We start from the raw sequence: 14,194 nt of genomic DNA, 5'->3' as shown, positions 1-14,194 counted from the left end.
CCCGGAAATTCAGATGAATGCCGGGTCATTCCAGCCTACCTCTACCCCCAGCCACAGGAGTTCCTTTGCAGCCTTCGGAAGCCACGCATTCCAACACCACGCAGGACACCAGGACAGTGCTGGTCACCGGCGCCACCGGTTACATCGGTGGCCGTTTGGTCCCCCGGCTCCTCGAAGCCGGGCACAAGGTCAAGGTCTTGGTCCGCACTCCGCAGAAGATTGCCGATGTTCCCTGGCATGATGATGTTGAGATCGTCGAGAACAGCCTGTCCGACGCCGGCAGCCTCACCCAGGCGCTGAACGACGTGGACGTCCTGTATTACCTGGTGCACTCCATGGCCTCGGGCAGTGGCTTCGAGGCCAAGGAAGAAGCCATGGCCCGGCTCGTGGCCGAGGCCGCGACAGAGGCGGGTGTGGACAGGATCGTCTATCTGGGCGGGCTGCACCCGGAAGACACTGAGCTTTCCACGCACATGCGTTCACGAGAGACCGTGGGCCGGGTGTTCCTTGAATCCCCCGTGGACTCGATAGTCTTCCAGGCCGGCGTGGTGATCGGGTCCGGGTCTGCTTCCTTTGAGATGATCCGGCACCTCGCAGACACCCTTCCCGTGATGCCGGCGCCCAGCTGGGTTAATAACAGGATCGAGGCCATCGCTGTCCGCGACGTCCTGCACTACCTCGTTGCGGCCGCCGCGCTCCCCGAGAAGTTGAACCGCTCCTTTGATATCGGTTCGCGCGACGTCCTGAAGTACAAGGACATGATGAACGAGTATGCAGTGGAGCGTGGTCTGCCCCGGCGGTTGGTCATCGCACTTCCTGTGCCGGCTCCCAAGCTCGCCGGTTTATGGGTGGCTCTGGTGACTCCCATTCCCCTGTCCATGTCCCTGCCATTGGTGCAGTCACTGCAGCACGACGCGGTGTCGCGGGAGCACGACGTCGACAGCTACTTTCAGCAGCCCGACGGCGGCCTGACGCCTTACCGGCGAGCCGTCGCCCTGGCGCTTGGCAAGGAAAGGGACGGGCAGGTGGAGACCACCTGGGCGACCGCCGGCGTCGACGCCGATCCCCTTCCGAGCGACCCCGACTGGGCCGGCTACAAGGTGTTCCTCGACGAGAGGACCTTCCACAGCGAGGCCAAGCCGGAGCATGTGTGGACCATCATCGAGGGCATCGGCGGCAAGAACGGCTGGTACTCCCTTCCCTTGGCATGGCGGATCCGCGGCTGGCTGGACAAGCTGCAGGGAGGTGCCGGGCTGCTGAGGGGTCGCCGACACCCCAAGACGCTGAACACGGGCGAAGTGGTGGATTGGTGGCGGGTTGAAGCCATTGACCGCGGACACCTGCTGCGCCTGCGGGCGGAAATGCGGGCCCCCGGCGGCGCCTGGCTTGAGTTGGCGGTAGAGCCCGACGGCGGCGGCAGCCTGTACAAGCAGCGCGCCATCTTTTTCCCCCGAGGCTTGGCAGGAAGGCTTTACTGGCTGGGCGTCTACCCGTTCCATGGGGTGATCTTCCCGTCGATGGCCCGGAACATTTCGGCAGCCGCCATGGCGCTCCAGGAGGCGGAGCAACGGCAGGGTTCGGGGGTGGCCACGGACAACCCGTAGGATGTTGGGAGCTAAAACAGCTTCATCACCACCATCCACGGAGGACCCATGGCCCTGAGTGCATCCACCACCCTGCCGCACAGCGTCGACCGCGTTGCGGCCGTATTTGTCGACGAGGAATTCCTGCGTCACACGAGCGAACTGGTGGGCGGCTCCCTGGAATCGTTCACGATCGACGGCGACACCGCCGGTGCCTTCAGCACCACCACCGTTCGTACGCTGCCCACCACCCGCCTGCCGGATATTGCCCGCAAGTTCGTCGGCGAAACCCTGACGGTGACCCAGAAGGAGCAGTGGGAAGCCCCTGCCGCTGATGGCTCCCGCTCCAGCAACATTGCCCTCAAGATTTCGGGCGCTCCGCTGGACGTGACCGCTGTCCAGCGTCTCGTGGCCGACGGCGCCAGCACCCGGATCGAACTCGAAGGCACGGTGTCTTCCTCAGTTCCGTTCCTCGGCGGCAAGATCGCCGACGCAGCGGAGCCCATGGTCGGCAAGGCACTGAACATCCAGTCGCAGCAGGCGCAGGCCTGGCTCGAAAGCCACTAATATGCAGATCCCCGGAATCCTGGCGGTTGTCCTGATCGTTGCCGGCGTGTGGTCCTTGGTTGTCTGGCCGCAGTTCCTCAAGCGCGTCATGAAGGATCCCCGCGCCCGCGATGCAGCAGGCAAGGCCACCAAGTTCCTCACGGTCCACGTCGTGCTGGTCACCATTTCCATGGTGCTGGGACTCGCGACGGCGGCCATCGGGATCGCGGGCCTCGTCGCCTAAGTTCACCCAACTGACTGGCAGTAGTGGTTGTTCTGAGGCCTCAGAACAACCACTACTGCCAGCTACTTGGGTAAGATGGACAGTGGTGTGCCGGGAAGTCTGGTCGGCGTGTATTTGCTGTACCCGCCCGTGACCACTCACTGTTAGGAGCCCTCCGTGGCCCAGCTGCCTCCCGGTTCGCCCAAAACACCCTCCGCCAAAACGCCCTCCAGCAAGGTCTTCACCCGCTCCAGTTACCCGGAGTACAAGCGAATCCTGTCGATCCTTCGTACGGAAACCGTCGGCGGCGCACTTCTCCTCGCAGCGACGGTGGTGGCCCTCATCTGGGCCAACTCCCCCGCGGCCGACGGCTACTTCGCCCTCCGCGACGTCAAAATCGGCTATGAACCCTGGCACCTTGAACTCAGCCTTGGCCATTGGGCCTCAGACGGCTTGCTGGCGGTGTTCTTCTTCCTCGCTGGGCTTGAGCTCAAACGGGAATTCGTGGCAGGCGAGCTTCGCAAACCAGCCCGGGCCGTTGTCCCCGTGGCCGCGGCCATCGGCGGCGTGGTGGTGCCGGCACTCATCTTCGTCCTCTTCAACCTTGGGTCACCCGAAACCCTCAAGGGCTGGGCCATCCCCACGGCCACGGACATTGCCTTCGCCCTGGCCGTGCTTGCCGTCATCAACACCCACCTCCCCGCCGCGCTCCGTACGTTCCTCCTGACCCTTGCCGTGGTGGACGACCTCATCGCCATCGGCATCATCGCCTTCTTCTACTCCACGGGGCTCCAGCCGCTCATGCTGCTGGCCGCGCTCGTTCCGCTGGCCCTCTTCACGTTCCTTGTCCAGAAGCGGGTCCGCAGCTGGTACCTCCTGGTGCCGCTGGCCCTGGCGACGTGGGGCTTTGTCCACGCCTCCGGGATCCACGCCACCGTAGCTGGGGTCCTGCTGGGCTTCGCCGTGCCGGTCTTCGCCAGCGGTAAGAAGGGTGAACCGGCTGAGGGTCTGGCTGAGCACTTTGAGCACCGCCTGCGCCCGTTCTCGGCAGGGTTTGCCGTTCCGGTCTTCGCGTTCTTCTCCGCCGGTGTTGCCTTGGGCGGGCTGGACGGCATGGGCGCTGCTCTGCGGGATCCGGTGGCGCTGGGCATTGTGGCGGCGTTGGTGGTGGGCAAAGCCGTGGGCGTCTTCGGCACCACGTTCCTGGTCACCAAAACCACGCGCGCCAGCTTGGATTCCGGTATTGCCTGGATCGACCTCTTCGGGCTGGCCCTCCTGGCCGGCATCGGCTTCACCGTCTCGCTGCTGATCGGCGAGCTGAGTTTCGGCGCCGGCTCCGCGCATAACGATCACGCCAAAGTGGCCATCCTGGCAGGTTCCCTGATCTCGGCGCTGCTGGCCGCCGTCGTACTCAAGGCCCGTAACCGGCGGTACCGCCAGGTGCAGGCAGACGAAGAACGGGACGACGACGGCGACGGCGTGCCTGACGTCTTTGCCCGCAGCTGATCCTGGGGTGCTTCGAAGCGCCTAGGCGGTTGCCTGGTTGAGGGCGTCTTCGGCGGCCACCCATGAAATCATGGCGCACTTGACGCGGGCCGCATAACGGGCCACTCCCTCGAACGCTGCGGCGTCACCGAGGATTTCCGGGTCGGCCTGGACCTTTCCCCGTGATCGGAGAACCTCGCGGAAGTTGTCGATCACGGAGTGCAGCTCTTCCACGGACATTCCCTCACCCAGCTCGCTGAGCACTGAGGCCGAGGCCATCGAGATGGAGCAGCCGGCACCGTCCCAGCTGATCTGCTGGACAGTTCCGTCCGACACAGCCAGCCGCAGAGTGACTTCGTCCCCACAAACCGGGTTCAGCTGGTGTGATTGGCCGGTGGCCGCCCCTGCGGGAGCAGCCGTTTCAGCGAGCCCGCTGCCGTGCCGCTGCTTGGAGTGGTCCAGGATGATCTGCTGGTACAGCTGGTCAAGACTCATGATGCTTGGTGCCCGTTCTGAGAAAATTCGTCGGTGGCCGGCTGTCCGGCCAAAAGGTGCCTGATATCAGGCCTGGAAGTAGGCCCGCACGCCGGACACGGCGTCAAGGAAAGCATCGACGTCGTCCGTCGTGTTGTAGAGATACGTGCTGGCCCGGGTGGTTGCCGTAAGCCCCAGGCGGCGGTGAAGCGGTTGGGCACAGTGGTGCCCAACGCGAACGGCGATGCCACGGTCGTCGAGGAACTGCCCGACGTCGTGGGCGTGGACACCGGCAACGTCGAACGCCGCCAGGCCGATCCGTTCGGACCCGGCTGCGGGACCGACAACGCGGATGCCGTCGATGCTCTCCAGACCCTTCACCAGTCGCTGTCCCAGCGTGGCTTCCCAGGCGTGGATGCGGTCGATGCCGGTCTCCGCCAGGTAGTTCACAGCCGTTGCCAAGGCCACGGCCTGCGAAATGCGCTGCGTTCCGGCTTCAAAGCGCTGTGGCGCGGGCAGGTACTCAGCCCTCTCCATGGTGACGGTGGTGATCATGGAACCGCCCGTCAGGAACGGAGGCAAGACATCCAGGAGCTCCTGCTTGCCGTACAGCACGCCGACCCCCGTTGGCGCCAGCATCTTGTGCCCTGAGAACACAGCGAAGTCGACATCCAGTTCCTTGACGTTGACGGCCATATGCGGAACCGACTGGCAGGCGTCCAGAACCACCAGGGCGCCCACACGGCGGGCAAGGGCCACAAGTTCAGCCACGGGGTTGATGGTGCCCAGGACGTTCGATGCGTGCGTGAAAGCCAGGAGTTTGGTCCGCTCCCCCACGATGTCCGCTGCGGCGTCGAGTCGCAAGGAGCCGTCGTCCGTGATGGGGATGTACTTGAGTGTGGCACCTGTCCGGAAGGCGAGTTCCTGCCAAGGGATCAGGTTGGCATGGTGTTCCATCTCCGTGACCACGATCTCGTCGCCGGGACCAATGGCCAGCGCGTTCAGCGCGGAACTTCCCCTTCCTTGCGCGGCCCACAGTGCCGCGTTGGAGAGTGCATAACTGATCAGGTTGAGGCCCTCGGTGGCGTTGGAGGTCCAGACGGTTTCCTCATACTGCGCACCCACGAAGTCAGCTACGGTTTGGCGCGCGTCCTCGAAGACTTCCGTGGCTTCCACGGCCAAGTGGTGGGCACCGCGATGCACGGCGGCGTTGCGTTGCTCGTAGAACTCCTGCTCGGCTTCGATAACACTGAGCGGGTTCTGCGACGTGGCGCCGGAGTCGAGATAGATCAAGGGTTTGCCATTGACCAGCTGGTCCAGCACCGGGAAATCATTCCGGATCCGCAACACCTCCGCGTTGTCCATGGCATGCACGGACTGTTGCAGTGAGGCGGGAGTTGATACGGCAGTCAAGGGGCGCTCCTTGGAAATCCTTCAGGGACTCCTAATTATCCCACGGAGGACCCCAACGGGCGGTGTGCCATACAGCACGTCAACTGCCAGCCTTCCCCGGCACCCATCCCAGCGGCGGAACCACCTCGCTGTCGAAAGCATTGCGCAGCCGTTCAACAAGCAACGCTGCCCGACGACTCGCTGCACTGCGGGTCCTTACCTCATACCCAGTGGCCGCCCTTGAAAAACACAGGGCCGCATGGGCGAACTGCCGGTCTGCTGACAAGCTCCGTCCTGCCGCCTCCAGCGACTTCGGCTCGTTGTCGCGCACGGCTGACGCAAAGGCCGCCAACGATGCGCCACGTGCACCGTGGATGCCTGTCGCCAGGCCCGCAAGACGGCGCAGGATCACAAGATCGTCGACGGCGGCGCTGCTTTGGTTGAGCGCCAGGAGGGACAAGGCCTCAGCCTCCATCAGCGTGCCGCTCTGTGCATGGAAGCGATCTGCCAGCTCGATCAAGTGGTACGGCTTACCGGACGCTTGGTCCTGGGCCGCTGCGATGTACAGGGCGCTGAGCTGGGGCAGCAGTTCCGCCGGATCCGGAGCCGGGTATGCGAGGGCCGTAGCCGCCAGGCTCTGCTGGACCCTCTCCATGGCTTGCACTGCGTTGCCGCACAGCGCTTCTGAGTAGGCCAGCATGGCCGCAGCCAGCGAGAATACGGGCGGCAGGCCGGCGTCGGACAGTTCTGCCAGTGCGGGTTCCAGCGTTCCGCGCGCTGCCCGCGGAAGTCCTTGGCTCAGCTGGGCGTATCCACGGGCGACATCCAAACACACAGCCAAGTGCAGGGGCAGGGCGTACGCCGCAGGACACTCCAACAGCGAATCAACCTGGGTCCATTGCAGGTTGTTCCTCAGGCACACGACGTGTCGCAACAGCGCCCCGGGCCGGAACATCTCCAGGGCGGGGTCTGCACCGATCGCCGACATCGCCGCCGAGGACCTCTGCAACGCCTCGGGAGCGGCACCGGAGACCAACAGATGTTCGGCCTCCATGACATCCTGGACCAGCATGGACGACGGGTCGGCAGGATTCCCGCCGGCGGTGGCGCCAAGCGGAGCCGCGCCCAGGAGCCCCAACGCCAGGAGGCGGTGCGCGGCGTCGGCTTGCACATCCGGGGACTTGCCGGCGGTTGCCAATTCCGTCAGTTCCGGAGCAGCTTCTCGGAGTTGGCCTTCGGCCACCAACGCCCTGGCCTTAAGCAACCTGGCCTCGTCCCGGCGGCCCGGCTCCGTCACCGCTGCGGCAGCCCTCATGGCCAGGTCAGCGGTTGATGGCCTGTCGGCAGCGGGCGCCACGGCCAGGAGAAGCTCATCGGAGAGGGTCAGGCCGGAGTCGAGTGTCCACGTCACCCATCGCAGCATCGCGGGCGCTGTTTCGCGGGTGAGCACCGGCCCTTCGACTCCCAGTCGCAGGGCACGACTGGTGGCTTGCGGCACGGAGAGACGGGTGGCTTCCCCCCGCAGCCAGGAACTCGTGCGGACCAGCGGTGTCCGGCCGGCCAGCAACCTGATGTGGTGGTTGGCCAGAAGCTGCTCAACGGCCCGCTGGCCAAAGTGGCGCTCCACCACCTCAAGGGACACAGGCTCTGCGAGCGCGATGAGTTCCAGTGCCTGGCGTTCTTCCGGTGGTCTGGAGGCGTTGTCGGCCCTGACCTGCGAAACCACGCCGGGCCAATCACAGTGTGCCCTGACATCGATGGTCCAGAAGCCGTCCCGCTGTACCAGGAGCCGGGCGCTGCGGGCGTCGTCGAGGGCGAGGCACAGCAACCCCACGTTGAAGCCGCTCATGGCTGCGAAGAGGCTGCTGGTGCGCCGTTGGACCTTCCCTCCAAGCAGGGCCTCACACAAGGCGTGTGCCTCACTGAACGTGAACGGTGGAAGCAGGTACTGCTCCAGGAAACCATCCTCCCAGAGCTGGTAGAGGTCCTGAGGGAGGGGTTGGCGGCTGTCGGCCGTGGCCACCAGCGTTGCCCCGAAGCCGGGAATGAGCTGGAGCAGGATAGCCAACGATTCCGGATCCAGGTTGTGGATGTCGTCCACCAACAGGACCAGCGGGGGCCGCGCCTGTTGCGCGGTGCGCTTGTTCCTGCGTCGTCCCGGAACTGGTACGTAACGGTATCCGGCTTCGCCCAAGGTACTGGTCAGGGCGCGGAGGACGTGAAGTCCCGGCGGCATTGTCCCATCGCCGTCGGGATCGGAAACCGCGCCCAAGGCACCGTAACGGATTTCCTTGAGTTCCGGCGTCCCGGCGAACGAGCGGACATCCATGGTGTCGGGAAGACCGGCTTTGACGGAGAGCAACAGGTGGCTCTTTCCGGATCCTCTGTCTCCTGCCACTACGATGCCGCTGGTGGTGGGTGACGGTACTGCGGAAAGGATAATCTCCAGCAACTGCGTCCGGTCCGGGAACGGTGATGGCCTCAGCCCGACTGTGACGGTGTCTTCGTCCAGCCAGGGATCCGGCAACATGCACACTCCAATAGCAGCAGTCCCTTGGTCCGGGAAGTTTGGATTTCCGCGATTCGCGGGGTCCCTGGCCTAGAAGCCGGCGGCGGCTGGGGGGAGAGTCTCGGTCTCAGAAGACTCTGTCGCCGCCGGCTTCGTCCAGGGCCGAACCACCTTGCGGTGGCCGGTGCATCGGCTCAAAGAGACCACCGATGCGGATGATGCGACTTTCGGAATCCCGGGGATGCTTGGGGCTGAACCGTTCTTCCAAGATCAATACTGCCGGGGTGGCGAAGGGCGTACATCAGTAGTTGGTACTCGAATAGTTGGTGGCTTTTGGGGCCCCGATACTTTGTTGTACTCAGTCCCCGGACGGGGCACTACTTGGTTTGGTGGCGTAACACCCGCGCATTACTCCAGTGAATGGTTAAATCCCGCGGGATTCCGGGAACAAGTGGCCCAAGGAGGTGTTGCAGGTACTCAAAAGCCGGCACCGTCAATGACGGACAGCGGCTCCGAGATCTTCACGCCGGCGGATACCCAGCTTTGCGTAGCTGCGGTACAAGTGGCCTTCCACGGTGCGCACCGAGACCATGAGCTTCTCGGCGATTTGCCGGTCGGTCAGTCCTGACACCGCCAACGCCACGATGTCCTGTTCGCGTCGGGTTAGCGCCACGGATCGATCGGCGTCCGCCTGTGGGTCATGGACCAAGGCGTCGCCCAGGCTTGCCTCACTGACATCCCGGAGAACCGCAGCCTGCCGGGCCTCCGGGCGCTTGCCTTCGGCGTCGAACGTGACGGCAGCCTTGTCGAAGGCGACCGCTGCGGGACCAGGCATTCCGGCAGCAGCCAACAGGTTGCCCGCGTTCACGAAGCCTTGGCCCGCGCCGCCCAACTGTGCCGCAGCCAGCGACTGCCAGCCCGCTGCCCAGGCTCCGGCCATGGACGATGCCGTTTCCTTGATGGACTCCATGGACTCCAGGTCTCCAAGCTCCGCCCGAAGGACCAAGTTCTGGAGCAACACACCCGGCAAGGCATGCACGGGGACGGATTCCGGGAGGTCCCGAAGCTTCGGCAAACCTGCCCCTTTATCCAGGAGCTCCTTGCCCGCCAGCGTATAGAGCTCCGCGAGGGCGTCGATGTAGGCTCCCCCGGCTGCATCCACGTCCTGCTCGCCGGCAAGGCGCTGAGCCAGGTCCAGGGCGCCGGACTTGGCCGCGGCGTAGAACGCCAGGGAGTTGCCCAAGCGTCGAAGCCGTTGCGGGTCCTTGACGCTGAGCGCCTCGACGGCAGGCGTCAGCAAGGCAGTGGCCTGCTCCAGGCGCCCCTGCCGTAACAGCGACAAGCCTCGCAGCGTCTCGATGTCACCGCCAAAGACGATAAGTCCCATGGCCGAGCTGGCAGCATACCGGTCCAGTGCGTCACCGGCGGCTACCCAGTCGCCCGACTCCAAGGCGGCCAGCGCGTAACGGACCAGCACGAAATCCGGATAATACAGGAGGTCGTTGCCGGTCTCATCCAGCAGGGCCAAGGCTTCCCGGCCTGCTTCGAGCGCTTGCACGGCCTGGCCCTCGACTGTCTGGAGCTCGCACTGCATGGCCAGCAGGAAGACGCGGCTCATGACGTTGTCCGGTTCATCAGTACCGGAGCCCTCCGCAAACCGTTCCAGGCCCTTGCGCAGATCGTCATAATGGCCCTCGTGGGCCAGGGCGTGCAGCCCGATGGCCCGGGCGTGCCTGCTGACAAGACGGACAAAGGGGTCAGTCGTGGGTCGGCTGCCAATCAAGGCAGACGCTGCCGCCTGGGCATCGGCTGCTATGTCCGCCGACGAGTCCCCTAAAGCCGACCGCACAGCCGCCCATAACAAGCCCGCTCCTACTGGGCCGGACGGGTCGGCGTCCAGGAACACGGAGTCTTCCTCGAGCAGCCGCACTGCACTGCGGAAGTCGCCGTCGTTGTACTTGACCATAGCCATGACGGCGCGGGCGCGGGGCCGCAGTGCGTCCGAGCGGACCTTGCCGGCGGCGGCCATCGCAAAGGGATTCTGGAGCAGCTTGGCGGCCAGGAACGCTGCCTGCAGCAGTTGTTCATCGTCGACGTCGGCACCGCAGTCCAGTGCCCAGCTCACCCTTCGGAGGAGTCCCTCAGCTGTTGGCGGCTCTGCAAGCAAATGCGCCACCATGCGTTGGCGGATCTGCAGGCTCCGGGCAGGCGAAACAATTTGGCGTAGAGCTTCGCTGTACATGGGGTGCCACATTTTGAGGGGACTGCCCGGTCCGTTGGTAGAGAGCACCAGCCGGCTGTCCATCAATGCCCGTACTGTGTCCCTGCCTACCTGCGTGTCCAGCACGGCTGCAGGAACGGGCTCGGATAAGGCAATGACGTACAACGCCTCCCGCTCAGCCTCACTGGTCCGGAGGACCCTGTTCCGCACTACTTCCGCCAAACCTTCGCCGCTGCCGGACAAGGCTCGGGTCAAGAACCACACACCGTTACGACGGACCAGGTTCCCGTCCGCCCTCGAGTCGTCCAGGAGGCAACGAAGCAGCAAGGGATTTCCCTCGGACACAGAATGCAGGACGTCGGCGACGCTGGCCATTACCGTCCCGCCAAGGGTCTTCTCCGCGAGCTCGGTGACAGTTTCCTTGTCCAGCGGGTGGAGCTCCAACCGCTCCGCCAGTCCGTCGTACCACAGCTGAAGCAAGGCCGGGGGCAGGCCGGGCCTCGGCCTGCTGGTGGCCACCAGCCGCGCCCAGCCAGCCGTCACCAGCTCCGCCAGGATCTGGGTGCTGCCTTCATCGAGATCGTGGGCGTCGTCCACGATCAACAGCAGGCGCGCACCCTCCCCGCCCCGCCGCTTCTCGAATTGGGACCAGAACTCCCGGAGGATGGCAACAGGCGACGTCGCTTGCTCCACAGGGAGGTCCAACAAATAGGGCGCCAACACCCCATAGGGCACAGTGGACAGAGCGGGGCTGCCATGGACCCGCATCACCACCATCTCTCCTGCCAGGCGGGCAGCAATTTCGGCCGCCAATGCAGTTTTGCCGATGCCGGGGTCCGCCAACAGGAGAACGGCCCCCGCGCCTTCCTGTCGCAGTATCTCCGTGGCCAGGTCCAGTTCGGCATCCCGGCCTACAAGGTGCTCAGCCCGCATGGGCAACCCGCGCCGGCTTTACGGATGTAGCGGGTACAGCCTCATAGGAGCCCATTGAGCTCGCCTCGAGACGAAACACCCAGCTTGGTGAACACCTGGTACAGATGGCCCTCCACAGTTCGCACAGACACCCCAATATCCATCGCGATTTCACGATTGCTGACACCCTTCCCCGCGAGTTTAGCAATTTGGCGTTCCCGCTCGGTCAATACCGGCGCATCGCTGCGTGGTTGGATGGGCAACGCCGAGACCGAATGCTCCAGCCGCTCCAGCCTGAGCTGGGCTGTCCTGGCCGCCGTGGTCTCGCCGGCGTCCCGGGCAAAGTCCAGTGCCATTGCCACGCACCTGGCTTCAACCACCAGCAGGTCCAGGGCCGCTGCAGCATCAGCGGCGGCCAGCAGTGACCGGGAGCTCTTGTTCCGTGCGCCGCGCGCGAGGTTGCCTGAAATCTCGGCGAGTTGCCCTTGGCGATGGCCGGCGATCTCTTCCAGCAGCCGGTATTCCTCATCCGTCCCTTCCACGGTGGCCCCGAAGAGGCAAATCCCCGCAGTGGTGAAACGCTGCTTGTCCATGTCGCTGCGGACCCGGACGATGAGTCGCTGCTTCACTTCCCGATCGCCCATCCACCGTCCGGCCATCTCAGCACAGAACTCGGCAACGGATTCGGAGAAATACGTACCCACTCCCCTGCAGGTCCGGTAGAGGTCCAGATACCGGCCTGCCTCAACGGCATTGCCCAATTGGGCGTAGGCGAAGGCGGTAGCGGCGTAGGCAACCTTGTTCATGTTCATGGCCGGACGCAATTCGAGCTGCGCAACGGCCGACCGCAGGGGTTCAAGTGCGCTGGCTGGCTTGCCGGCGTAGGCGTAGGCCAGCCCTATACCCAGTTCAGTCAGCGCGCCCCGGTACTGCAAGCGTGATGACCTCGAGGGCGTACGGCGCATGAGTTCGATGCATTTCCGCCATTGTCCCGACAACAACAGGACCAGGAAAGCATGCCTGGCGAAGGCTTCCTCCATTTGCGCCGGCCGGTCCGCATCCCCCAAGTGCCGCGAAACTGTCCGCGCAAGCTGTTGCGCCTCAAGCTCCCTGCCCAAAATGCAGCGGGCCTCCATCAGGAAGAAAGAGGACCTGAGCCAGTGCTCGCGGTCCTCGGTCGGGTCCTTGGTCACTTCCTCTTCCAAGGCGTCGATCATGGAGGCGTACTCGCCCATGTAGGTGTTGTACTCATAGCTGCAAAGAAGGAGACGATTGCGTGCCTTGGTCATCGTCTCTGCCGGGTGGGCCCCGTCCATGGCGTCGAGCACCTCCAGTCCGTCGGAGATCACTCCCGGCACCATGGCCGACCGGCCGTCTATCCACGTCATGGCCTGGCATTTTGCCGCAGTGACTTCGGCGAACTCCATCGGGTCCAAGGAGGCCATCTGCGGCTCGGACACCTCGTCCAACGCCTGCGCGGCGTGCAGCGGCAAGTCAAGCATGAGGTAGGCGGCGGCCTTCAGGCGCTGCCCGGGTACCCATTCGCCGTCTTTCTGATCCAGGGACTGCGTGCACTGGATGGCGAAAGTGGGGTCATAGTCATCCAACGCCGCACGACCGGCCGCGAGTGCATGGGCAGGCGACGGCGTGGGCTCGTCCTCCGAGGCATGCATCCACGCTGCATAGCTCAGCAGGTCCTGCGGAGCCAGGGCATCCAACTCCGGCTCATCGGGTCCGTGCAGCATCAGCCGTAATTCCCGCATGCGGCGGGTGCTCAGCCAGCCCCGGACTACCTCCCCAACGTAGGGGTCCCGGAGCGAGACCCAGTGATCCCCGCACCGATCAACGGTGAGCAGCGCCGATTCTTCCATGTCCACCAGAACCTCGGTGCCAAAGATGGCCGCGAGCTCCGTGAGGGTGGCCCGCTGCGCGCACGCCAGGATTTCGACGACGGTCCTGTTGGCCTGCGGCTCCCGCGCCAAACGGGAACGGACGAAGTCCTCCACCACCGTGGCGCCCTCAAGTTTGATCCGGTCCCGAAGTGTCCAGACGGAGTCGTTCAGGACCAGGTTGCCCGAATGCCTCAGCTCCTCAAGAAGAGCGTGCAGGAGCATGGGGTTGCCGCCGACGGCCGAGTGCAGTGAACCCACCAGCGTTGACGAGACGTAGTGGCCGAGGACCGAGCCAAGTACTTGCTTGGTCTGTTCCTCGCTGAGGGTATTGAGGTGGACCTCGCCGAGTTCCCCTTCAAGGACCAGCCGGTGGAAATCGGCGGGGAGGTCGCTGGCACGCTGGACAGTAGCTACCACCTTCGCGGTGCCTGTGGCCATGAGGTTCAACAGTACGCCGGTGCTCATGGGGTCCATGCCGCCGGCGTTGTCTACGATGAACACCGTCTCCCGGCCCGCGGCTTCAGTCCTGATCAGACTGGTGACGGCGTGCAGGATGTTGGTGGGCGAACTGACTGCCTCGGACGGCAAGCGGGCCAACAGGAACCCAAGGCATCCGTAGGGGGTTTGACCACCGGCTACAGTATTGCGCAGTTGCAGGCTGTGCACTTTGGGACCAAGCGACGACACCACGGCACGCGCCAAGCCGGATTTGCCGATCCCCCGTTCGCCGGTCAGGACTACTCCGTAGGACTCCGGCGACTCCAGGTACTTGCCCGCTTTGGACAGATCATGGCTCCGGGCCAGAAGCGACCACGTTTGCCGATCTGTTGGGCCGCCCACAAGATCAGGAGCCGCAGCCCTCGCTGCGCCTCCACCGCTCCTGTTTAGCAACTCCGCCGACATCTGCATCCTTAGCTACACATCCGCGACAGTCCCCCACCGCTTACCCTGCGTACC

General features: G+C 64.6%; 9 protein-coding genes. 4 read left to right on the top strand and 5 right to left on the bottom strand.

The features are described from left to right. Positions 1-17 precede the first annotated feature (17 nt). The 4 genes from ACR30Z_RS06655 to nhaA all read left to right on the top strand — a co-directional run bounded on the left by ACR30Z_RS06655 (position 18) and on the right by nhaA (position 3,858). Positions 18-1,604 carry an SDR family oxidoreductase gene (locus tag ACR30Z_RS06655; RefSeq protein WP_434371684.1) on the top strand — a complete coding sequence of 529 codons (1,587 nt, stop codon included), beginning with the start codon at positions 18-20 and terminating at the stop codon, positions 1,602-1,604. A gap of 48 nt (positions 1,605-1,652) precedes the next feature. Continuing rightward, positions 1,653-2,150, top strand: a complete 498-nt coding sequence (locus tag ACR30Z_RS06650; RefSeq protein ID WP_144647471.1) for a DUF2505 domain-containing protein — start codon at positions 1,653-1,655, stop codon at positions 2,148-2,150. Position 2,151: 1 nt separating this feature from the next. Then, positions 2,152-2,373, top strand: a complete 222-nt coding sequence (locus ACR30Z_RS06645) for an SCO4848 family membrane protein (RefSeq protein ID WP_144647473.1) — start codon at positions 2,152-2,154, stop codon at positions 2,371-2,373. Positions 2,374-2,529: 156 nt separating this feature from the next. Then, the gene (gene nhaA, locus ACR30Z_RS06640; RefSeq protein ID WP_434371683.1) at positions 2,530-3,858 is read left to right on the top strand and encodes a Na+/H+ antiporter NhaA; all 1,329 of its coding nucleotides are present in this window, start codon (positions 2,530-2,532) and stop codon (positions 3,856-3,858) included. Positions 3,859-3,879: 21 nt separating this feature from the next. On the opposite strand, the gene sufU is transcribed toward nhaA, so the two are convergent. The 5 genes from sufU to ACR30Z_RS06615 all read right to left on the bottom strand — a co-directional run bounded on the left by sufU (position 3,880) and on the right by ACR30Z_RS06615 (position 14,140). Then, positions 3,880-4,332, bottom strand: coding sequence for a Fe-S cluster assembly sulfur transfer protein SufU (gene sufU, locus ACR30Z_RS06635; protein ID WP_144647477.1), 453 nt, complete (start codon positions 4,330-4,332; stop codon positions 3,880-3,882). Between the two features lie 66 nt (positions 4,333-4,398). Then, a complete protein-coding gene (locus ACR30Z_RS06630; protein WP_434371682.1) occupies positions 4,399-5,724 on the bottom strand; it encodes a cysteine desulfurase in 1,326 nt (441 codons plus the stop codon). A 79-nt stretch (positions 5,725-5,803) separates the two neighbouring features. Continuing rightward, a complete protein-coding gene (locus ACR30Z_RS06625) occupies positions 5,804-8,233 on the bottom strand; it encodes an ATP-binding protein (protein WP_434371681.1) in 2,430 nt (809 codons plus the stop codon). A 472-nt stretch (positions 8,234-8,705) separates the two neighbouring features. Beyond that, positions 8,706-11,366 carry an AAA family ATPase gene (locus ACR30Z_RS06620; protein WP_434371679.1) on the bottom strand — a complete coding sequence of 887 codons (2,661 nt, stop codon included), beginning with the start codon at positions 11,364-11,366 and terminating at the stop codon, positions 8,706-8,708. A 41-nt stretch (positions 11,367-11,407) separates the two neighbouring features. Beyond that, complete coding sequence (locus ACR30Z_RS06615; RefSeq protein WP_434371677.1) at positions 11,408-14,140, bottom strand: LuxR C-terminal-related transcriptional regulator; 2,733 nt, start codon at positions 14,138-14,140, stop codon at positions 11,408-11,410. Positions 14,141-14,194: the final 54 nt, after the last annotated feature.

The organism is Paenarthrobacter sp. FR1 (genome assembly GCF_051106045.1).
GTDB classification, from domain to species: Bacteria; Actinomycetota; Actinomycetes; order Actinomycetales; family Micrococcaceae; genus Arthrobacter; species Arthrobacter nitroguajacolicus_A.
The sequence above is the reverse complement of the archived record's forward strand: the minus strand, read 5'-3'. Positions and strand labels throughout refer to the sequence as shown.

Excerpts from the sequence above, each read along its gene's own strand:
- ACR30Z_RS06615 (WP_434371677.1), bottom strand. The coding sequence starts at position 14,140 with ATGTCGGCGGAGTTGCTAAACAGGAGCGGTGGAGGCGCAGCGAGGGCT.
- sufU (WP_144647477.1), bottom strand. The coding sequence starts at position 4,332 with ATGAGTCTTGACCAGCTGTACCAGCAGATCATCCTGGACCACTCCAAG.
- ACR30Z_RS06655 (WP_434371684.1), top strand. The coding sequence starts at position 18 with ATGCCGGGTCATTCCAGCCTACCTCTACCCCCAGCCACAGGAGTTCCT.
- ACR30Z_RS06625 (WP_434371681.1), bottom strand. The coding sequence starts at position 8,233 with ATGTTGCCGGATCCCTGGCTGGACGAAGACACCGTCACAGTCGGGCTG.
- ACR30Z_RS06620 (WP_434371679.1), bottom strand. The coding sequence starts at position 11,366 with ATGCGGGCTGAGCACCTTGTAGGCCGGGATGCCGAACTGGACCTGGCC.
- ACR30Z_RS06645 (WP_144647473.1), top strand. The coding sequence starts at position 2,152 with ATGCAGATCCCCGGAATCCTGGCGGTTGTCCTGATCGTTGCCGGCGTG.
- ACR30Z_RS06650 (WP_144647471.1), top strand. The coding sequence starts at position 1,653 with ATGGCCCTGAGTGCATCCACCACCCTGCCGCACAGCGTCGACCGCGTT.